Source organism: Roseomonas elaeocarpi (assembly GCF_042433915.1).
Classification (GTDB): domain Bacteria; phylum Pseudomonadota; class Alphaproteobacteria; order Acetobacterales; family Acetobacteraceae; genus Roseomonas; species Roseomonas elaeocarpi.
Window position 1 is genome coordinate 76,531 of sequence record NZ_JBHLUN010000002.1, and the last position, 20,132, is coordinate 96,662.

Sequence of the window (20,132 nt, forward strand, 5' to 3'; positions counted from 1 at the left end):
TCCACACGCCATGAAGACCTTTCGCGGCACCTTTACCGTCATGGTCACGCCCTTCACCGAGGCGGGCGCGCTGGACCTCGCGGCATTGCGGCGCTTCGTGGACTGGCAGATCGAGCAGGGTATCCACGGGCTGATCCCGCTGGGCTCCACCGGCGAGTTCCTGAGCCTGTCCGACGAGGAGCACGTCGCCGTCGCCGAGACGGTGATCCGCCAGGCCGCCGGCCGCGTGCCGGTGCTGATCGGCACCGGTGCCGAGGACACGCGCGAGGCGGTGCGGCTGAGCCGCCGTGCAGAGGCGCTGGGCGCGGACGGCGTGATGATCATCCCGCCCTTCTATTCCACGCCCACCGAGGACGAGCTGTACCACCACTACAGGACGATCGCCGGCGCGATCGGCCTGCCGATCATGCTCTACAACAATCCCGCAACCGCCAACGTGGACCTCACGCCGCCGGTGGTGGCGCGGCTCTCCACCATCGACAACTGCCGCTACATCAAGGAGTCGACGCTCGAGGTCACGCGCGTGCGCGACATCCTGCGCCTGTGCGGCGACCGCATGACGGTGTTCGGCGGCATCCTGGGCTTCGAATCCTTCGTGGAGGGGGCGGAAGGCTGGGTCGCCGTCGCCTCCAACGCCGCGCCGCAGGCGCTGTCGCGGCTCTTCACCCTGGTGGCGGATGAGGAACGCGTCAGCGAAGCGCGCAGCCTCTACCTCCGTTACCTGCCGCTGATCGAATTCGTGGGCGGCCAGCGCTACGTCGCCGGCAGCAAGGCCTTGCTCGGCCATATGGGCCTGCCTGTCGGCACGCCGCGCCCGCCGCGCCTGCCGTTGCCGGACGCACAGGACGCCGTGGCGCGCGACATCGTAGCGAAGCTGGCGCTGCGCTTCGGCTGACGCGGTGCGGGGCGGAGGATCTGAACCCTCCGCCCCGCGCATCCACTCAGCCGGGACCGGTGCCACGGATGGCGAAGGGCTGGTCCGCGGGCAGCTGCGTCAGCCCGAACCGGTCGAACAGCTTGCCGTAGGAGCCGTCGTCGCGCGCAGCGGTCAGCGCCTTGGCCACGGCCTCGGCCACGCTCCGGTCGCGGAAGGCCATCGCGCTGGGCGCGCCCCCGAGGCGGAACAGCTCGGTCTTCACCACGCCGCGCCGGGTCATGTCCACGGCCATGTAGTCCAGCAGCGCCGCGGCATCGGCCTGGCCCGCCCGCAGCGCCGTCATCGCTTCCGTCGCGGTGGTGAAGCCGCGCACGTTGATGGCCGCCTTGCCACGCTTCACCAGGTCGTCGCTCAGGCCCTTGAGCCAGCGCTCCTGATAGGTGTTGACCTCGATCACCACGGTCTTGCCAGCGAGGTCGTCCGGATCCGCCAGTTTCAGGCTGCTGTTCGCCGGCACGGTGATGCTGATCGACTGCAACGCGTAGGGCACGAGAAAGAGGATCTTCGACCTTTCCTCCGTCCAGAACATGCCGGTATGGATGCCATCGAAGCGCCCGGCCTGAAGCGCCGGGATCATCGGCGGGAAGTCCATCCGCACGAAGCTCATCTGCAGGCAGAGACGCTTGGCGATGTCGTTGCCGAGCTCGACGTTCAGGCCTTGCAGCTCGCCCTTGCTGTCCACGAATTGCTGCGGCGGCAAGGTGGGATTGATCGCGAGCTGCAGCTTGCCGGCCTCCACCAGATGGCTCGGCGCGATCGCCGCGACGGGGGCGCAGCCTTGCGCCCGGGCGGAGGCCATGAAGGGCAGCGGCATCGTGAACAGGGCAGCGGCCAGAACAAGCTTGAAGCGCGTGCGTGATCTCAACGTCGTGTCTCCGGTTCGTCGCGTCACGGCGAAAGGCCGCGTGGCCGCAGGATCGAAAGCGAGGCTAGGGTTCAGCGTGTCACGCGCACAGCACGCGACACTATCAGAACAAGGCATCGAACTATGTCGCCAGCAAATAGGCTGCGGCGTCAGGCGCTGGCGCGCAGCGGCGGAAACGTATCGCGCAGCGTTTCGCGCACTTCAGCGAGGAAGGATCGCACCAGCCGCGACACCGGCTTGCCATGCGCCAGCACGGCGTAGATCGTGATCGGCACGGCCGGCCGGAATGGCCGCACCACCAGCCCCTCGCCGCCCGCTGCCGCGGTGAGCGGATCCACCACGCTGCTGCCCAGGCCACGTTCCACCAGCCGCGCACCCACGTTCATGAAGCGGACCTCGACGGTCGGTGCGAAAGGTTGCGCGGCGCGGCGGAAGGCTTCCGCCACCAGCCCGTGCACGCGCGTGCCGGCCGGCGGTGCGATCACCACGCCGTTCTGCAGGTCCCCCGGCGTGACGAAGGGCAGACTTGCCAGGGGGCTTCCCGCCGGGCACGCGCAAACCATGTCGAGCTGCACCAGCGGCTGCGCCTCGATACCCGGGCGGGGGTCGGGTTCCATCACCAGGCCCAGATGTGTGATGCCCGCTTCAAGTCCGTCCAGCATTTCGGTCATGGAGCGCGTCTCGATGCTCAGCGCGACCTTCGGATGGTTCGGCGCGAAGCGCTCCACCACTCGCGGCAGCAGCGACTCCGAGAGTTCCGCCGTCGCGGTGACGCGCACCCGGCCAATGCGACTGGCGCGCAGATCGCCTGCCTTCTGCCGGATACCCTGGAACATCAGGAACAACGGCTCGCTGTCCTGGAACAGCACCGCGGCTTCCTCGGTGGGGAGCAGCCGGTTGCTGACACGGTGGAACAGCGGAAAGCCGAGATGCGCCTCCATGTTCTTGATGGCGTTGCTCACCGCCGGCTGCGACATGCCGAGCTCAGTCGCTGCGCCCACTGTCGTACGCAGACGCATCACGGCACGCAGCACCTCGAGCTGGCGCAGGTTCAACATGACGCCTCCTCATCCTGAGAGGAAGCCAAGCAGGAACCGGGCCAGCCGTCCCGAGCCGCCTTACCGCGGCGTCAACACCTGCCGTTGAAAGTCGCGGATATGCGGCGTGAGGGGACCGAAGCCCTGCACCGCCGCGAATTCCGGCGAAGCATAGGCCTCGGGACCGCTGATCTCGTAGACCGCGACGTGGCGCGGACCGCCATCCTCGGACAGGTAGCGACGCGCCGAAAGCCAGCCCGGGCAGCCGAGAAGGTCGGGAATATGCTTCTCCTCGTACCAGCGATTGAATTCCGCCTCGATCTCGGGGGCGACGTTGACGCGCACGATGTGCAGCCAGGGCGTTCCAGTCATGCCATGATCCCTTCCACGCCTGCCGCGGTCATCGCCGCGCGGAGCACCGCGCGCTCCTCCGCGTCCAGTTCCGGCAGCGGCGCGCGGCAGGTCGCCTCCGGGATGCGGCCCAGCAGGTGCAGGCAGGCCTTCAGCCTCGGCGTGGCGAGACCCGGCGGCGCCGCGCCGTAGATCGCGCGTGCCAGCGGCTGCACCCGTTCGTGCAACTGCCGCGCTGCCGTCATGTCGCCCGCCCGCACGGCACGGTGCAGCGCCACGATCAGCTCCGGCACCACCGCCGCCAGGCTGACGAGGCTGCCGGCCGAGCCGGCGGCGAAGCAGGCGAGGAGATGCTCGTCACCCGACGCCATTACCGCGACACCGGGCCGCTCCGCCGTCACGACCTCGCGCGTCAGATCGTAGGCCGCGCTGTCCCAGCTGCCTTCCTTGATGCCCACCACGCGCGGAAGTTGCACCAGCGCCCGTAGCAGGGCAGGCGGAAAGTGCAGGCCGCCGGACCGGACCGAGCCCTGGAACAGAAAGAGGGGAAGCTCCGTCGCATCGTGGATTGCCTGGTGGTGGCGCAGCGCCACGCGCGGATCCACGCCCATTGCCCAGGAAAACGGCGCGAAGACCATGATGGCGTCGGCCCCGGCATCCGCCGCGTCACGCGACAGCGCCGCCGCCGACGCGCTCCCCTCGGCCGCGACGCCGGCCACCACCGGTGCCCGGCCGGCCGCCGCGCGCGCAAGCTGCACCACCCGGTGCATCTCCTCGGGCGTCAGCAGCGTGTTCTCGCCCGCGTGGCCATTGACCAGCAGGCCGTGCATCCCGGGGCAGCCCAACACGTCACGGAGGTGACTGGTGAAGGCCTCCTCGTCCACCGTGCCGTCGCGGCGCATCGGACAGACCACGGAGGCGTAGAGGCCGTGGAAGCGGGTGCTCATGCGGCGCTCTCCGCGAGCCCGGGCGGCGGACCCGGCTTTGGGCGCGGGTACTTCAACGTGGCGCGAGCCTTGAGAACCTCCAACCCCGCCTCGTTGCGGGCGCTGGCCTCCCACACGAGGGTGCGGGTGTCGGGGTGCCGCTCCGCGATCCAGACCTCGATCGTGACGGTGTCACCGTAGAAGACCGGGCCGGTGAACCAGAAGCGGTCCTCCACCGACACGCCGATCGTGCCCGCGAGCTCGGCCGTCAGGACGCTGGTGCAAAGCCCCGCCACCATGATGCCGGGCGCGAGCCGCCGTCCGAAGCGAGTGCCGCCGGCATAGCCCTCGTCCACGTGCACCGGGCCGAAATCCCCGGTGGCGGCGATGTAGAGCGCGCCGTCCGCCTCGGTGACCGTCTTGCTGACCACGGCGCGGTCGCCCACGGCCAGGCTGTCGAAGGGCTTGGGGTCGTACATGCCGCTCGGCCCTCAGCTGCCGGGATGGAGGCAGGCGGAGCGCGACGCGACGTCCCGCACCGGCACCAGCGTCGCCTCGCCCTCCATGACGGGGCCGGTGCCGTCGAGCAGGCCGGTCAGGCGCAGGTGCAGGGTTTCACCCTCGGCCGCCACGATCTCGGCCCCCGCCTCCACCGTGCCGCCCACCGGCACCGCGCCGAGGAAGCGCAGGTTCATCGCGCCGATCCGCCGCGATGGCCCGCCCAGCCGCGCAAGGCAGGTGCTGGCCAGCGCCCCCAGGATCAGCTCGAAGGCCACCATTCCCGGCGCACCCTCCGCCCTGGCGCGGGCGGCATCCACGTAGAGAGGGCCGAGATTGCCGGAGATGCCGGTGAAGAAGGCCTGCTCGGCACTGGTCAGCGTCTTGCGGAAGGTGATGCGCGCCCCGGGCTCTGGCATCGTGGCGGCGCTCACAGCGACAGCCCGTGCTTGATCACGCCGCGTGCGACCAGCATCCGGTGGATTTCGGAGGTTCCGTCGTAGATCCGCGTCACCCGTGCGTCGCGGTAGATGCGCTCCAGCGGCAGCTCCTTGCTGTAGCCGGCGCCGCCGAAGATCTGGATGCCGCGATCCGCCACGCGGCACAGCATTTCCGAGGCGCTGAACTTCACCATCGAAACCTTGTCGCGCGCATCCACGCCGCGGTCGATCTCCCAGGCCGTGTTGAGCACCATCATCCGCGTCGCGAAGATCTCGGCGGCAGAGTCCGCGATCATCTGCCCCACCATCTGGAATTCACCGATCGGCTGCCCGAACTGCCGGCGCTCGGCAGCCTGGACGCGCATCATCTCCAGCACGCGCGTCGCCATGCCGACCGCCCGGGCGCCGATATGGCCGAGGCGGATGGCCGACACGCTGCCCATAATCAGCCGGAAGCCGCCGCCGACCTCGCCCAGCACAGCGTCACGCGGGATGCGGCACTCGTTGAAGCTCAGCTCCGCGTGGCCGTAGCCACGATGGCCCATCATCGGCTGCTTCCGTGCCACGGTGAAGCCCGGGGTATCGCGGTCCACCAGGAACAGCGTGATGCCGCCGCGCGCACGCTTCTCGGCGTCGGTCACGGCCATGACGATGGTGTAGTCCGCCACGTCCCCATCGCTGATGTAGTGCTTGGTGCCGTTGAGCACCCATTCTTCGCCGTCGAGGTGCGCGGTGGTAGAGATCGCGGCCGCGTCGGAGCCGGCACCGGGCTCGGTGATCGCCATGGCGCAGATCTTCTCGCCACGCACGGTGGGCAGAAGGTAACGGTCCCGCTGCTCACCCCTGCAGACCATCAGCATCGGGTAGACCTGCCCGAAGACGCGACGGATCAGCGCGTCGGAGGTCTTGCCCAGTTCTTCCTCGACCAGGCACATCTCAACCACGGACAGGCCGCCGCCGCCGACCTCGGCCGGCATGTTCATGGCAAAGAGGCCCAGTTCCTGCGCCTTCGCGCGCAGCGGGCGCAGCTTGCCTTCGGGAACCTGGCCGAGGCTCTCGACCTCGGCTTCCAGGGGCTGCACCTCGGTGGTGACGAAGCGGCGCACCGTTTCCGTCAGCAGCCGGATGTCCTCGGGAACGGAAAAGTCGATCATGCCGCGGTTCCTTCCGGCCAGCTCACCGCGCCGCTTTCGCGCAGCGCCTCGATCTCACCTGGCGCGTAGCCGAGCTCGCCCAGGATCCCGCGCGTCTGAGCGCCCAGTGGCTGCGGCACCAGCCGCACCGCGGGTACCTGACCGTCGTAGCGGGCGGGGTGGCTCACCAGCGTCACCGGATGGCCGGTGGCGCCATCGAGCGTGGCGAAGGCCCCCAGGTGCTGGAGTTGCGGGTCGTCCGGCAGGTCGCCATAGTCGGCCACGGGAGCGTGCCAGATGCGCTCGCGCTCCAGCCCCGGCAGCCAGTGCGCGGTTGGCTGCTCGCGCAGACGCTCGGTGACGAGGCGGGCGATCTCCTCTCGCCGAAGCAATGCTTCGTTCTCGGGAATGGCGGCGAGGGCCGGCAATTCCAACGCCGCCCCGACCGTGGAAGGGGGCGACATGGACAGCGCCAGGTGACCATCCGCCGTAGCGTAGAGACCATAAGGACCTGCGCTGAACCAGGAGGCGATGCCCCCGGGCGCTCGTGGTGACGCGGAAGGAGCACCGTTCAGAAAGGCGGTCAGCGCCTCGGTTTGCAGGTCAAGCGCGGCCTGGAAGAGGTTGACCTCGACGAGGCGACCCGCCCCCGTACGCTCCCGTCGGAACAGTGCCGCCAGGATCGCCATGGCGTAGATCATCGCCGCGTGCTGATCGACCACCACCGCGCCAGCCGGAGTGGGCGGGCCGTCGGCGCGACCGCTGCGGGCAGCCAGGCCCGACATGGCCTGAAGCAGCAGGTCCTGGCCCGGTCGGTCCCGGTACGGGCCTGAGGAGCCGAACCCGCTGGCGGCAGCGTAGATCAGACGAGGGTTCCCGGCTCGCAAAGCTTCGTGCCCGAAGCCCATGCGCTCCATGGTGCCGGGCCGGAAGTTCTCCATCACCACATCCGCTTCACGCAGCAGACGCGCCACCACGGCTCGACCCTCCGGATGCTTCACGTCCACCGCGAGGCTGCGCTTGTTGCGGCCCGTTGAAAGGAAGTTGACGCTCTGCCCCCCGACGAAGTGCCCAGCGACGGCCCAGTTGCGGTGAAATGCGCCTCCTGGAGGTTCAACCGCGATGACCTCCGCACCGAGGTCGGCCAGGATTTGTGCCGCAAGAGGACCAGCCAGGAAGTGATTGAAGCTGACGACGCGAACACCCTCAAGAAGGTCCATGCCGCCGCTCCCGTGTCGGTCTAGGGTACATCCGCCGTACGCTCGCAAGGCTGCGGGACCAAGCCAAGGCGGTTAGCAATCCGAATCAGGCACCCCGGTATAACTTCGGTAAATGCAGATCTCTCATGCTCCGTCGCGAGGCTCACATGGCTCCAGGCGCTCCGGATCAGCCACTCCCGAGCGCCCGGACCGACACCGCAGCGGCCGAGGCACGATTTTCAACACCCAGCTTGCTGTAAATGCCTTCCAGATGCTTGTTCACCGTGCGTGGGCTCATCACCAAGATCTCGGCAATGTCGCGGTTGGACTTGCCGCGACCGAGCCAGAGCAGCACCTCTGCTTCGCGTACCGTCAGCCCGAGGCGCATGCGCAGCAGGTTCTCTTCGGCGTAGGGGTCGTGCGCCGTGACCCGGAGCAGGATCTCGTCCCGGCTGATGCGACCGACGTGATGAAACTCCACCGTGCGGCCATCAGGCAGGATTACGGTGGGCGGGGTGTTCACCTCGTCGCCGGCCGGCGGTACCCAGCCCGGAATGCGCGCCCCCTCTCCCACACCGGCCACCGCGGGTCTCGTGGCACCGGGAGCGGACGCGCCGACGAGGCGAAGGAGGATCGCCGCCTGGGGCGTGGCCCAGAGCACCTCACCATCACGGTCCACTGCCAGCAGGAAACGCCCGGCCACGTCCAGCGCCGCATGGGCACTTCGCGTCCGTCGCGCATTGGCCAGGTGCGCGCCGAGGCGGGCCAGCACCTCGCCCGGCACCACGGGCTTGATCACGTAGTCCACACCCCCCGCCTCGAAGCCGCGCACCACGTCCTCGCTGTCGGCCAGGCCGGTCATGAAGATCACGGGCACGGAAACGAGGCGCGCGTCGCGCTTCATGCGGCGGCAGGCCTCGAAGCCGTCCATCCCCGGCATGACCGCGTCCAGCAGCACGATATCGGGCGTGATGCGCTCGATCACCGCCATGGCCGCGGCGGCCGACTGCGCCACGAGCACCATGTGGCCCGCAGCCTCCAGCGTGTCGTTCAACATCCCCAGCGTGCCCGGGGCGTCGTCGACCACCAGCACGATGTCGCGGCGCGGCGCGTCAGCGGTCATGGGGGCTTCCCGGACCAGTTCCTGGGTCATCCGCCGCTTCCGAAGCCCCCGACAGGGCGGCCAGGAAGTCGTCCAGCCGGTACTCGGCGATCAGGCTCCGCAGGGCGGCAACGGCGTCGCGCGCGCCTGGATCTTCCCGCTCCAGGGCGTCCAGCCTGTCGCGGATACCGCCGACGTAGCCGATGACGGCCAGTTGCCGCAGCTCGGCCGCCTGTGCCGGAGCGAGGTTCAGCCTGCCGCCCAGCAACGGCGCAGGGGGCGCGTCAGCGAAGGTCCAGGCGATCCCGAGCAACCTGCCGATCTTGTCCAGCAGAGCCGGCAAGGACACGGGCTTGGCCAGCACGTCGTCGTGGTGGAGGCCCTCGCCGGTCGCCCCGACCTCGGGCACGTTGGCCGAGACGATGACGATCGGGGCGGACTGCCCCGCTTCCTCGCGCAAGCGCCGGGCCAGTTCCCACCCCGTCATCCCCGGCATGGCGATGTCGAGCAGGAAAAGGTCCGGTGCCGCTTCCCGGGCGATCCGCAATGCTTCCGGGGCGTCGGCCGCCTGCCGCACGGTGAAGCCCAGCGGTTCCAAGAGGTCGGCCACCAGCGCGCGGTGGTCGGGGTCGTCGTCGGCCACCAGCACCTCGGCCGGGCGGCCGCGCCGGGTCTGGCCGGTGATGTGCCGCTCGGGCGCCGTCTGCTGCGCCGGGACCTTACCCGAAAGCAGCAGCCTGACCCGGAAGCGGCTGCCTGACCCAGGCGTGCTCGCCGCGGTGATCTCGCCGCCCATGATCTCGGTCAGCGCCTTGGTGATGGTCAGGCCGAGCCCGGCACCGGGGGTCGCGGGCAGGCGCGCGTTTCCGCCGCGCTGGAAGGGTTCGAAGATACGCGGCAGGTCTGCCTCGGGGATGCCGATGCCGGTGTCCGTCACCTCGAACTCCGCCACCTCGGAACGAAAGCGCAGACGGAACGACACGCTGCCCCGCGGCGTGAACTTGATGGCATTGCTCAGGAGGTTGATGAGGATCTGCCGCAGCCGTCGCTCGTCGGCATGCACCACGGGCGGCACCCGTTCCGGGGGGTCGAACACGAAGGCGAGGCCCTTTGCCTCGGCCTGGAAGCGCATCATGTCGACAATCGCGTCCAGAAATTCCGGCAGCCGGATCTCGTCACGGTAAAGCTCGATCCGTCCGGCCTCGATCTTGGAGATGTCGAGCAGCCCCTCGATCAGCGCCGCCAGGTGCTCGCCGGAGCGGCGGATGGTGCGCAACCCGTCCCGCCGGCGCTCCGGGATCGACGGGTCGCGCTCCAGCAACTGCGCATAGCCGAGGATGGCGTTGAGAGGGGAGCGCAGCTCGTGGCTGATGCCGACGACGTAGCGGCTCTTGGCCTTGTTGGCCGCCTCGGCAACGTCGCGGGCCTTCTGCAGCGCGGCGTCGGTGCGCTTGTGGGCGCGGATCTCGTTCATCAGCAGGGTGGTCTGACGGCGTGTTTCCTCCTGCGCCACCAGCTGGCTCTGTCGCGCCAGTACCAGCGCCCAGGCCGCCACACCGCCGATGATGGCTAGCACGAAGAAGGCTTTCCGCAGCGCCGTGTCGAGGCCCGCGACGGCGGGCGCCTGCGCCCTGATCAGCAGGAACACAAGGCCGATCGTGGCGACGAAGAGCGGGAAGACCAGCAGGAAGGAGCCGACCGGCGTTGCGAGTGCCCCGGTCACGCGCGTCGGCAGCAGGCTTCGCAGCGATCCTATGACTTGCGCAGCCAGCCTCGCCTGCGGCTTGCAGCCATCGCCGCAGCGCGCGTCGAGCGAGCAGCAGAGCGAACAGATCGGGCCGGTGTAGACGGGGCAGTACGCCATGTCGCGCGGCTCGAAGACGTGCTCACAGATCACGCATTGCAGTTCGGTCCGCGTGGCCCAGGCAGCGCGGGGCTTGCGCGCCAGGTAGAAGCGGCCACCTGTGGCCCAGGCGATGGACGGGGCCGCCATGAAAGCCACGCCGAAGGCGATAAAGGTCGCGAAGGCCTGCGCCAACGAGCCCAGCACGCCGTGATAGGCCGTGAAGGACACGAGGACGGCGAGCGCCATGCTGCCCACCCCCACGGGATTTACATCGTAAAGGTGAGCGCGCTTGAATTCGATCCCCGGTGGCGACAGGCCGAGCGGTTTGTTCACCGCGAGATCCGCCACCAGCGCCCCCATCCAGGCCGCCGCGACGCCGCTGTAGACGGACAGGACGCTTTCCATCGTCTCGTAAGCGCCGAGCTCCATCAGCAGAAGGGCGATGGCGCTGTTGAACACCAGCCAGACCACGCGCCCCGGATGGCTGTGGGTGAGGCGCGAGAAGAAGTTCGACCAGGCAAGCGAGCCGGCGTAAGCGTTCGTGATGTTGATTTTGATTTGTGAGATCGCAACAAAGATCGCGGTTGCCGCCAGCACCAGCGTCGGCGAGGCGATGAGGTAGCCGAAGGCCAGCCGGTACATCTCGGCCGGCTGCACCGCGTGAAAGGCGGACATGCCCGCCCGGATCGCGGCGTAGGCGAGAAACGAGCCTGCCAGCAGCTTCATCAGGTCGAACAGCACCCATCCGGGCCCGCCCAGCAGCAACGCCGTCCACCACACGACCGGGCGTTGCGTGCGACGCGGCGGCAGGAAGCGCATGTAATCCACCTGCTCCGCCGTCTGGGTAATCAGCGCGAACAGGATGGAGGCCGCGGCGCCGAAGCCAAGGAGGTCGAAGCCGTCCGTTCCGCCCCTCGTCCCGTACTGGCCGCCATAGTCTGTCCAGTCCCTCAGCCAATCGGGCCGGGCGGTGGCGAGTGCCACCAGCGGCAGGATGTTCAGCAGCAGCCAGACAGGCTGGGTCCAGGTCTGCACCTGACTTATGAAGGTGATGCCGTAGGCCACCAGCGGCACCGCCACCACGGCGCACAGGATGTAGCCGAGCCAGAGCGGCACACCGAAGAAGCTGTCCAGCATCGTGGCCAGGATCACCGCTTCGATCCCGAAGAACAGGAAGGTGAAGGAGGCGTAGATGAGGGAGGTGACCGTGGAGCCGACGTAGCCGAACCCGGCACCCCGGGTCAGCAGGTCCACGTCCACCCCCGCCCGCGCGGCGTGGAAGCAGATCGGGATGGACAGCGCGAAGATGAGCACCGACACGAACAGGATGGCGGCCACGCTGACCGTGAAGCCGTGCGTCACCGTCAGCGCCCCACCGATCGCTTCCAGCGCCAGGAAGGAGATCGAGCCCAGGGCGGTATTGGCCACGCCGAAGGCTGACCACCTGCGCGCCCGCTCCGCCGTGAAGCGCAGCGCGTAGTCTTCCATCGTTTCGTCAGCGACCAGGCGGTTGTAGTCGCGCCGGATGCGGATGATGCGCTGGCGCGTCGGCAATCGGGCCTCGGGCGGATGGGGTGCGATCCGAGGGTGTTCCACCCCCCGGTGGGGCGTCAAGCGCAGCCTCGGCTACGTCATTCGACGTATTCGCCCCCGGAATGAGCAAGAGCAGCATCCCCCGGCCATGATCCATATGTCCCGGCCGCCGGGACGCTGCCAGGAGAGATCAATGACCCAGCAGACCCAGGGTATGTCGCGTCGCGGCCTCGGCCGGCTGGCACTTGGCCTGGGCGGCGCCCTGGCGCTGCCCGCCATCCGCCCAGGCTTCGCGCAAGGCGCGCCGATCAAGGTCGGCGTGCTCCATTCGCTGTCGGGCACCATGGCGATCAGCGAAACGGCGCTCCGTGACACGGTGCTGATGATGATCGAGTGGGCCAACAGCCAGGGCGGGCTGCTCGGCCGCAAGCTGGAGCCGGTGGTGGTCGACCCCGCGTCGAACTGGCCGCTGTTCGCCGAGAAGGCGCGCGAACTACTGGCGGTGAGCAAGGTGGACGTGACCTACGGCTGCTGGACCTCGGTGTCGCGCAAGTCCGTGCTGCCGGTCTTCGAGGAGCTGAACGGATTGCTCTTCTATCCCGTACAGTACGAGGGCGAGGAGCAGTCGAGGAACGTCTTCTACACCGGCGCGGCGCCGAACCAGCAGGCGATCCCGGCGGTGGAATACCTGATGGGCAAGGACGGCGGCGAGGCGAAGCGCATCGCGCTGCTCGGCACCGACTACGTCTATCCCCGCACCACGAACCGCATCCTGCGCGCGTACCTGAACAGCAAGGGCATCGCGGACGCCGACATCATGGAGGAATACACCCCCTTCGGGCACTCCGACTGGCAGGGCATCGTTTCCAGCGTGAAGCGCTTCGCGGGCGAGGGCAAGCGCACCGCCATCGTTTCCACCATCAATGGCGACGCCAACGTTCCCTTCTACCGCGAGCTCGGCAACCAGGGCATCAAGGCCGAGGACATTCCCTGCGTGGCGTTCAGCGTCGGGGAAGAGGAACTGGCCGGCATCGACACCAAGCCGCTGGTCGGCCACCTCGCGGCCTGGAACTACTTCATGTCGGTGCCGGGCAAGCCGAACGACGACTTCAAGGCGATGTGGCGTGCCTACATCAAGAACGACCGCCGCGTGACCAACGACCCGATGGAAGCCACCTACACCGGCTTCCGCATGTGGATGCAGGCCGTCACCAAGGCCGGCACCACGAGCGTGGATAAGGTGCGCGAGGCCATGTACGGCCAGAAACTGATGACGCCCTGCGGCTACGAGGAAACAATGGGCACCAACCACCACCTGTCCAAGCCGGTTATGATCGGCGAGGTGCAGGACAACGGGCAGTTCAACATCGTCTACAAGACGCCCACCGCCATCCCGGCCGAGAACTGGTCGCCCTACATTCCCGAGAACAAGAACCGCCGGGGCTGAAAGCAGAAGGGCGGCGGGGCGACCCGCCGTTCGCACGAGCCATGACGCGCCTCCTCCTCCTTCTCGTTCTGCTTTGCGCCGGGCTTCCCGCGCGAGCGCAGGACGCTTACCTCGATGCCCTGCCCGGCCTCGCCGGCGGCTTCGGCGCCCAAGCGGAAGCGGTGGAGCGGCTGGGTGCGTCGGGAGACCCGCGCGCTCTTCCTCTGCTGCGCGCCCTGTCCGATGGACAGCTGAGCAAGCGCGAGAACACGCTGATCCTGAATGGCACCGACGCCGCAACCGGCCAGCCGCTTGATGCCGCCGGTGCCGAGCCGGTGCGCATCAACAACCGCGTTCGCGCTGCCCTGCGCGGGGCGCTGGGCCGCCTCCAGCTCATCTCCGCCAATGCCGACGAACGCCTCGCCGCGGCGGACGCGGTGTTCCGCAGCCGCAGCGCCGAGAACATCGCGCCGCTGGAAGCCGCCATCGCCCGGGAAAGCGTGCCCCGCGTGCGGGAACGCCAGCAGCTGGCCCTGGCCGCATCGCGCCTCGTCACCGACGATCCGGTGGTGAAGCGCCAGGGCATCGCGACGCTGGGCGAAGCTTCCTCCGAGGAGGCGCGTGCCCTGCTGCTGGAGGCCCGCGCCGCGAACCCCGAACTTGCTGCCGAAGCAGATCGGGCGGTCGCGGCCATCGACGGCCGCCTCGCCTTCAAGCGTGCCGCCGAAACCCTGTTCCAGGGCCTGTCGCTGGGCTCCGTGCTGCTGCTGGCGGCGCTGGGCCTCGCCATCACTTTCGGCGTCATGGGCGTGATCAACATGGCGCACGGCGAGTTCGTGATGCTCGGTGCCTATACCACCTTCGCGGTGCAGGAAGCCTGCCGCGGCATTCCCTGGCTTCTGCCCTGGTCGCTGCCGTTGTCCGTTCCCGCCGCCTTCCTGGTCGCTGGCCTGGGCGGCGCGCTGCTGGAGCGCGGGCTGATCCGCCACCTGTATGGCCGGCCGCTCGAAACGCTGCTGATGACCTTCGGCGTCGGCATGATCCTGCAGCAGGCCGTGCGCCTCCTGTTTGGCGCGCAGAACCGGGAGGTGCTGTCGCCCGCCTGGATGCAGGGTACGCTGTCGCTGCCGGGCGGCATCCTGATCACCCAGAACCGTCTGTGGGTGATCGTGTTTTCGCTTCTCGTGCTGGGCCTGGCTGTCGCCGCCATCCGGCTGACGCGCTTCGGGCTCGAGATGCGCGCAGTGGTGCAGAACCGCCGCACCGCGGCCACCATGGGCATCCGCACCGGTCGCGTGGACGCGCTGACCTTCGCCTTCGGATCCGGCATCGCCGGCATGGCGGGCGTGGCCCTGAGCCAGATCGACAACGTGTCGCCCAATCTCGGCACCGGCTACATCATCGACAGCTTCATGGTCGTGGTGTTCGGCGGCGTCGGCAGCCTGGTCGGTACGTTGGTGGGTGCCATGGGCCTGGGGGTGCTGAACAAGATGATCGAGCCCTGGGCCGGCGCCGTGCTGGCCAAGATCGCCGTGCTGGTGATCATCATGCTCTTTATCCAGCGCCGTCCGCGCGGTCTCTTCGCCCTCAAGGGTCGGGCGGCCGAGGCATGAGCGCCAGCACGACCTCCGCCCCCGTCTCGCGCGGCATTCCGGCACGCGCGCTGTTACGCGGTGCCATCCTCCTCGCCATCGCGCTGCTCGCGCTGCTGCCGCTGCTCAACCTGCTCCCGGAAGGCAGCGTGCTGCGGGTGTCCGACTTCACCGTTTCCGTCACCGGCAAGTGGATCTGTTACGCCGTGCTGGCGCTGGCGATCGACCTTGCCTGGGGCTACTCGGGGATCCTTTCGCTCGGCCACGGGGCATTCTTCGCACTGGGTGGCTACGCCATGGGGATGCACCTGATGCGCCTCATCGGTCCCCGCGGCGTGTACGGTCACCCGGTGCTGCCGGACTTCATGGTCTTTCTGGGCTACCGGGAGCTGCCCTGGTACTGGCTGGGCTTCGATCACTTTCCCTACGCAATCCTGATGGCAATGCTGGCCCCGGGACTGCTCGCCTTCGTGGTAGGCTACCTGTCTTTCCGCAGCCGTATCACCGGCGTTTACTTCTCGATCATCACCCAGGCGATGACCTACGCGCTGATGCTCGCCTTCTTCCGCAACGACATGGGCTTCGGCGGCAACAACGGCTTCACTGACTTCAAGGAATTACTGGGCGTGCCGCTGAATACGCGAGGCGCGCGTGCCGGCCTGTTCTACGCCGCGCTGGTGCTGCTGGCGGGCTCGCTCGCCCTGTGCACCCACCTCGTCGGCACCAAGCTCGGCCGCGTGCTGGTGGCAGTGCGCGACGCCGAAAGCCGGGTGCGCTTCCTGGGCTATTCCGTCACCGCCTTCAAGCTTTCGGTCTTCGTGCTGTCCGCCGCGCTGGCGGGCCTCGCCGGTGCGCTCTACGTGCCGCTGGTGGGCATCATCAATCCCGGTGAGTTCGCCCCGGCCAACTCGATCGAGGCGGTGATCTGGGTGGCCGTCGGCGGCCGAGGCACGCTGGTGGGCGCCATCCTCGGTGCCTTCTCGGTGAACGCGCTCAAGACCTGGCTTACCTCCGTTGCGCCCGATCTCTGGCTTTTCGTGCTCGGCGGCCTCTTCGTCGCCGTCACCCTGTTCCTGCCGCGCGGCCTGGTCGGATTGTTCCGGGGCCGCGCGATGAGGAACGAGCCATGAGCCGGCCCGCCCTCTACCTAGACGGCGTTTCGGTGGTCTTCGACGGCTTCCGGGCGCTGAACAACCTGTCCCTGATCGTCGATCCCGGCGAGCTGCGCGCGATCATCGGCCCCAACGGCGCGGGCAAGACCACGATGATGGACGTCATTACCGGCAAGACCCGCCCCACCGCCGGCACGGCCCGCTTCGGTGACCACGACCTGACGCGGCTGGACGAGGCGCGCATCGCCAATCTCGGCATCGGCCGCAAGTTCCAAAAGCCCACCGTCTTCGACGCGTTGACGGTGTTCGAGAACCTGGAGCTGGCGCTGAAGGCGCCGCGCAGCCCCTGGCGCTGCCTGCGCTGGCGCCTGGACGGGAGTGCCCGCGCGCGGATCGGGGGAGTGATGGAGGAGATCGGCCTCACCCCGCGCGCCACGGATCGCGCCGCCATCCTGTCGCACGGGCAGCGGCAATGGCTGGAGATCGGGATGCTGCTGATCCAGGACCCGGAACTGCTGCTGGTGGACGAGCCTGTCGCCGGCATGACCGACCAGGAAACCGAGCACACTGCCGCCCTGCTCCGCCGCATTGCCGGAAGCCGCAGCGTCGTGGTGGTGGAGCACGACCTGGAGTTCGTGCGCGCCCTGAACAGCAAGGTCACGGTGCTGCACGAGGGCACACTGCTGTCGGAAGGCTCGATCGACGCGGTGCAGAACGACCCGCGCGTGGTCGAGGTCTACCTGGGCCGCTGAGGGAACACGCCAGACCATGCTGCGCGCTACGGATATCCGCCTTTCCTACGGCGCCAGCCTTTGCCTCCGCGGCGTCGGCCTGTCCGCCGATCCAGGCAGGATCACCTGCGTTCTCGGGCGTAACGGCGTCGGCAAATCCTCGCTGATGCGCGCGGTCATGGGGGTGGAACGCATCTCCTCCGGTCGCATTGAGTGGGAAGGCCACGACATCGCCGTGCTGCCACCGGCCGAACGGGCCCGCGCCGGAATCGGCTACGTCCCCCAGGGTCGCGAGATCTTCCCGTTCCTGACGGTAGGAGAGAACCTGGAAACGGCGCTGGCTGCCGCCCCGCGCGGCAGCAAGGTGCCGCCCGAGGTCTTTGATCTGTTCCCCATCCTGCGGCAGTTCCTGCGCCGCCGCGGCGGCGACCTGTCGGGCGGCCAGCAGCAGCAGCTCGCCATCGCGCGGGCGCTGACCGCCCGGCCGCGACTGCTCATCCTGGACGAGCCGACCGAAGGCATCCAGCCCAGCGTCATCAAGGACATCGCCCGCGTCATCCGCCATCTGGCCAGGGACCGCGGCATGGCGGTGGTGCTGGTGGAACAGTATTACGAATTCGCCCGCGACCTGGCGGACCGAATCTCGGTGATGGTACGCGGCGAGGTCGTGCTGGAAGGTGAGGCCGGGACGCTTGAGGAAGACGCCGTCCGTCGTCTCCTGACCGTTTGATCCGCGGCTGCACAGGTCTGGGCCTGCGGTTAGAGCTTGCTGGAACACAAGCTTCGCGGGATCACCGCAGCAATAGCGACGCACCGTTTCGTTCCGCTCCGGCCGCTGCGACGGCATGAGCACCGGGCTGTCCCGGAAGAAGCGTGGCCGGTCCGGCCACGCGAAGTTCCGATCAGGCTGAAGTCAGCAGCGCCAGCATCGCCACGGCCATGGCCGCCCCGGCACCGCGCGCCAGGAAGCGGGCCGGACCGGACTGCAAGCGACCGACGGCGACGCCCAGCGCGTGCAGCGCGGCAGTGGCCAGCAGGAAGCCCGCCGCGTAGGTCACGGCGCCGGCGCCCTCGATCATCTCGGCGCCGTGCGCATGGCCGTGAAACAGCCCGAACAGCACCGCCGCACCCGCCACCGCCGCCAGAGGCAATCGCAGCGCCAGCGCCACGGCGGCGCCGAGCACGATCACCGAGGCAGCGATACCCACTTCCACCATCGGCAGCGCCACCCCTGCCATGCCCAGTGCCCCGCCGGCGGCCATGCCGCCCAGGAAGGCCGCCGGCAGTGCCCAGACCGCCCGGCCGCCCAGCAAACCGGCGAGCAACCCGATCGCGACCATGGCCATGAGGTGATCGGCCCCACTGAGAGGGTGCCAAAACCCCGCCGTGAAACCCGAAACTTCGGTGACGCCGGTATGGGCGAGCGCCGGCATCGCCGGCAGCAGAAACGGCAACAGCAGAACAATCAGCAGATAGCGGCGCATCAGGCGGCACTCCCTTCCGGCGCATGGCGGTCGATGCCGCCAGCTTCGAGAATAAACGTGGCGATCTCGTTCACGCCCTGGTTTTCTTTGAGATTGGTGAACAGGAACGGCCGCGAGCCCCGCATCCGCTTGGAATCCCGGTCCATGACCCCGAGGTCGGCGCCCACCAGCGGGGCGAGGTCGATCTTGTTGATCACCAGCAGGTCGGAGCGCGTGATGCCCGGTCCGCCCTTACGCGGGATCTTGTCGCCGGCGGACACGTCGATGACGTAGATCGTCAGATCCGCCAGCTCAGGCGAGAAGGTGGCGGCCAGGTTGTCGCCGCCGCTCTCGATGAACAGGATTTCCAGGCCTGGGAAGCGCTCGTTCATCTCCTCCACGGCGGCGAGGTTGATCGAAGCATCCTCGCGGATCGCAGTATGCGGGCAGCCACCGGTCTCGACGCCGGTGATCCGCTCGGGCGCCAGCGCGCCGGAGCGGGTGAGGAACTCCGCGTCCTCGCGCGTGTAGATATCGTTGGTGATCACCGCGATATCGTGGGTGTCGCGCAGGTGCTTACAGAGTCGGTCCGTGAGTGCGGTCTTGCCGGAGCCGACGGGGCCGCCGATGCCGACACGGAAAGGACCGTTGCCGGCACCGGCACGGGGCGAAGCGTTCATGAGCGGAAGAGCCTTGTGTACTGCGTTTCATGGCGCATGGAGAAGAGGTCGAGGATCGGGGACGCCGTTCCGACCTCCTCGAGGTCAGCCAGCAAGGCCGCCTCCGTCGCGGCGGTGACGGCGGCAAGCAGGGCCGCGGTGGCGATCTGGCCATCAGTCTGTCCCAGCGGCACGAGCCGGACACCCGCGGAAACGAGGCTGGCGGCAAAGCCGGCGAACCATCCGAACAACGCCGCACGCAGCGGCACACCGTTCCAGGCCGCCGCCGCTCCGAAGGCCACCGGATGCGCGAGGCGACGAGGGTGGCGTGCCGCCAGGGCGGCGAAGCGCGGCTCCGGCCAGGCGCTTGCCGTCACGGTGGCGAAGGCCGCTCCCTGCGCGCTGCTTTCCAGCGCTGTCTCGGCCGTGCCGCGCCAGGCGGCGGCGAGTTCGGCCACTTCGTCCAGCACGACGTCGTCATCCGCCCCGGCGGCGCGCCACGCGGCGGCGAGCAAGGGTCCGTCCACCGCGCCGACGCCGCGGCGCAGTGCGGCCTCGACAAAGGCGATCAGGTCAGCGCGGTTCTCCACCGCACCATCTTGCACCGCTCGCTCAAGCCCGTGGCTGTAGGTATAGGCGCCGACCGGGTAGGCCGGGGATGTCCAGGCGAGCAGGCGGTAAAGCGCCGCATCGCCTTCAGCCATGGTGGTGATGGTGGTGGCCATCGCCGTGATCGTGCGCGTGGCCGTGCGAGTGCTCGTGCCCGCCTTGCGGATGCTCTCCCTGAGCGTGCTGCGGGCCGTGGTGATGCCCGGTCTGTCGGTTGTGCTCACCGTAGGCGCCGCCTTCCGGGTTAAAGGGCGCCTGCACGCTCCGCAGCGTCGCACCGAGGCCCCGCAGCATCGCCGTGATGACGTGGTCGTCGCGGATCAGGATCCGGCCGGCGTCGATCTCGGCGGGCAGGTGACGGTTGCCGAGGTGCCAGGCCAACCGGGCGAAATGGGCGGGATCGGTGGAGGTCACCTCCACCAGCGGCTCCGGCGCCGCGCGCACGGCCACTGCCCCACCTCCCTCCAGCGCAAGACCGTCGCCGTCGCGCAACACCACCGCGTCCGGCAGGTCGAGCACGAAAGCAAAGCCACCCTCCCCGGTATAGCGGCGGCGGCGGCGGTGACGATCATCGAAGTCGAGGGTGATGGTGTCGCGTGCCGCGCTTGCGTCCCAGCGCCCCGCAGGAAGGACGGTGGTGGCGCGGGGAAGGATGCTGTCGGTCATGTCGTGC

Annotated in this window: 20 protein-coding genes; 6 read left to right on the plus strand and 14 right to left on the minus strand. The window is 68.8% G+C overall.

Annotation, left to right across the window (positions count from 1 at the left end):
• Window positions 1-10 precede the first annotated feature (10 nt).
• A complete protein-coding gene (locus tag ACFFGY_RS02140) occupies window positions 11-895 on the plus strand; it encodes a dihydrodipicolinate synthase family protein (protein ID WP_377042723.1) in 885 nt (294 codons plus the stop codon).
• A gap of 46 nt (window positions 896-941) precedes the next feature.
• On the opposite strand, the gene ACFFGY_RS02145 is transcribed toward ACFFGY_RS02140, so the two are convergent.
• The 10 genes from ACFFGY_RS02145 to ACFFGY_RS22750 form a co-directional block, all read right to left on the minus strand.
• Window positions 942-1,802, minus strand: a complete 861-nt coding sequence (locus ACFFGY_RS02145) for an ABC transporter substrate-binding protein (protein ID WP_377042724.1) — start codon at window positions 1,800-1,802, stop codon at window positions 942-944.
• A 149-nt stretch (window positions 1,803-1,951) separates the two neighbouring features.
• Window positions 1,952-2,860: a LysR family transcriptional regulator gene (locus tag ACFFGY_RS02150; protein WP_377042725.1), complete on the minus strand. Its 909-nt coding sequence runs from the start codon at window positions 2,858-2,860 to the stop codon at window positions 1,952-1,954.
• 60 nt (window positions 2,861-2,920) lie between these two features.
• Window positions 2,921-3,211: a hypothetical protein gene (locus ACFFGY_RS02155; protein ID WP_377042726.1), complete on the minus strand. Its 291-nt coding sequence runs from the start codon at window positions 3,209-3,211 to the stop codon at window positions 2,921-2,923.
• Window positions 3,208-4,137, minus strand: coding sequence for a dihydrodipicolinate synthase family protein (locus ACFFGY_RS02160; protein WP_377042727.1), 930 nt, complete (start codon window positions 4,135-4,137; stop codon window positions 3,208-3,210). The genes ACFFGY_RS02155 and ACFFGY_RS02160 overlap by 4 nt, the downstream gene beginning before the upstream one ends.
• Complete coding sequence (locus tag ACFFGY_RS02165) at window positions 4,134-4,595, minus strand: MaoC/PaaZ C-terminal domain-containing protein (RefSeq protein ID WP_377042728.1); 462 nt, start codon at window positions 4,593-4,595, stop codon at window positions 4,134-4,136. The genes ACFFGY_RS02160 and ACFFGY_RS02165 overlap by 4 nt, the downstream gene beginning before the upstream one ends.
• Before the next feature lie 12 nt (window positions 4,596-4,607).
• Complete coding sequence (locus tag ACFFGY_RS02170; protein WP_377042729.1) at window positions 4,608-5,033, minus strand: MaoC family dehydratase; 426 nt, start codon at window positions 5,031-5,033, stop codon at window positions 4,608-4,610.
• Between the two features lie 11 nt (window positions 5,034-5,044).
• The gene (locus tag ACFFGY_RS02175) at window positions 5,045-6,208 is read right to left on the minus strand and encodes an acyl-CoA dehydrogenase family protein (protein ID WP_377042730.1); all 1,164 of its coding nucleotides are present in this window, start codon (window positions 6,206-6,208) and stop codon (window positions 5,045-5,047) included.
• Window positions 6,205-7,407, minus strand: a complete 1,203-nt coding sequence (locus ACFFGY_RS02180; protein WP_377042731.1) for a CaiB/BaiF CoA transferase family protein — start codon at window positions 7,405-7,407, stop codon at window positions 6,205-6,207. Before ACFFGY_RS02180 ends, ACFFGY_RS02175 begins: the two co-directional genes overlap by 4 nt.
• 166 nt (window positions 7,408-7,573) lie before the next feature.
• The gene (locus ACFFGY_RS02185; protein ID WP_377042733.1) at window positions 7,574-8,509 is read right to left on the minus strand and encodes a response regulator; all 936 of its coding nucleotides are present in this window, start codon (window positions 8,507-8,509) and stop codon (window positions 7,574-7,576) included.
• On the minus strand, window positions 8,499-11,888 hold the full coding sequence (locus ACFFGY_RS22750; RefSeq protein ID WP_456316141.1) for a hybrid sensor histidine kinase/response regulator: 3,390 nt from the start codon (window positions 11,886-11,888) through the stop codon (window positions 8,499-8,501). The genes ACFFGY_RS02185 and ACFFGY_RS22750 overlap by 11 nt, the downstream gene beginning before the upstream one ends.
• Before the next feature lie 172 nt (window positions 11,889-12,060).
• Between ACFFGY_RS22750 and urtA the strand changes: the two genes are divergently transcribed.
• The 5 genes from urtA to urtE are packed head-to-tail and all read left to right on the plus strand — an operon-like array spanning window position 12,061 to window position 17,458.
• A complete protein-coding gene (gene urtA / locus ACFFGY_RS02200) occupies window positions 12,061-13,314 on the plus strand; it encodes an urea ABC transporter substrate-binding protein (RefSeq protein WP_377042735.1) in 1,254 nt (417 codons plus the stop codon).
• Window positions 13,315-13,355: 41 nt separating this feature from the next.
• Entirely contained in the window at window positions 13,356-14,906 is a 1,551-nt protein-coding gene (urtB, locus tag ACFFGY_RS02205; RefSeq protein WP_377042736.1) for an urea ABC transporter permease subunit UrtB, read from the plus strand.
• Window positions 14,903-16,015: an urea ABC transporter permease subunit UrtC gene (gene urtC, locus ACFFGY_RS02210; protein WP_377042737.1), complete on the plus strand. Its 1,113-nt coding sequence runs from the start codon at window positions 14,903-14,905 to the stop codon at window positions 16,013-16,015. Before urtB ends, urtC begins: the two co-directional genes overlap by 4 nt.
• Complete coding sequence (gene urtD, locus ACFFGY_RS02215) at window positions 16,012-16,749, plus strand: urea ABC transporter ATP-binding protein UrtD (RefSeq protein WP_377042738.1); 738 nt, start codon at window positions 16,012-16,014, stop codon at window positions 16,747-16,749. The genes urtC and urtD overlap by 4 nt, the downstream gene beginning before the upstream one ends.
• Window positions 16,750-16,765: 16 nt before the next feature.
• Window positions 16,766-17,458: an urea ABC transporter ATP-binding subunit UrtE gene (gene urtE / locus ACFFGY_RS02220; RefSeq protein ID WP_377042739.1), complete on the plus strand. Its 693-nt coding sequence runs from the start codon at window positions 16,766-16,768 to the stop codon at window positions 17,456-17,458.
• Between the two features lie 172 nt (window positions 17,459-17,630).
• Here urtE and ACFFGY_RS02225 read toward each other — a convergent pair whose 3' ends face one another.
• The 4 genes from ACFFGY_RS02225 to ACFFGY_RS02240 are packed head-to-tail and all read right to left on the minus strand — an operon-like array spanning window position 17,631 to window position 20,125.
• The gene (locus tag ACFFGY_RS02225; protein WP_377042740.1) at window positions 17,631-18,212 is read right to left on the minus strand and encodes a HupE/UreJ family protein; all 582 of its coding nucleotides are present in this window, start codon (window positions 18,210-18,212) and stop codon (window positions 17,631-17,633) included.
• A complete protein-coding gene (gene ureG, locus ACFFGY_RS02230; protein WP_377042741.1) occupies window positions 18,212-18,871 on the minus strand; it encodes an urease accessory protein UreG in 660 nt (219 codons plus the stop codon). Before ureG ends, ACFFGY_RS02225 begins: the two co-directional genes overlap by 1 nt.
• Window positions 18,868-19,575, minus strand: a complete 708-nt coding sequence (locus ACFFGY_RS02235) for an urease accessory protein UreF (RefSeq protein WP_377042742.1) — start codon at window positions 19,573-19,575, stop codon at window positions 18,868-18,870. The genes ureG and ACFFGY_RS02235 overlap by 4 nt, the downstream gene beginning before the upstream one ends.
• Complete coding sequence (locus tag ACFFGY_RS02240) at window positions 19,547-20,125, minus strand: urease accessory protein UreE (protein ID WP_377042743.1); 579 nt, start codon at window positions 20,123-20,125, stop codon at window positions 19,547-19,549. The genes ACFFGY_RS02235 and ACFFGY_RS02240 overlap by 29 nt, the downstream gene beginning before the upstream one ends.
• Between the last annotated feature and the right edge of the window lie 7 nt (window positions 20,126-20,132).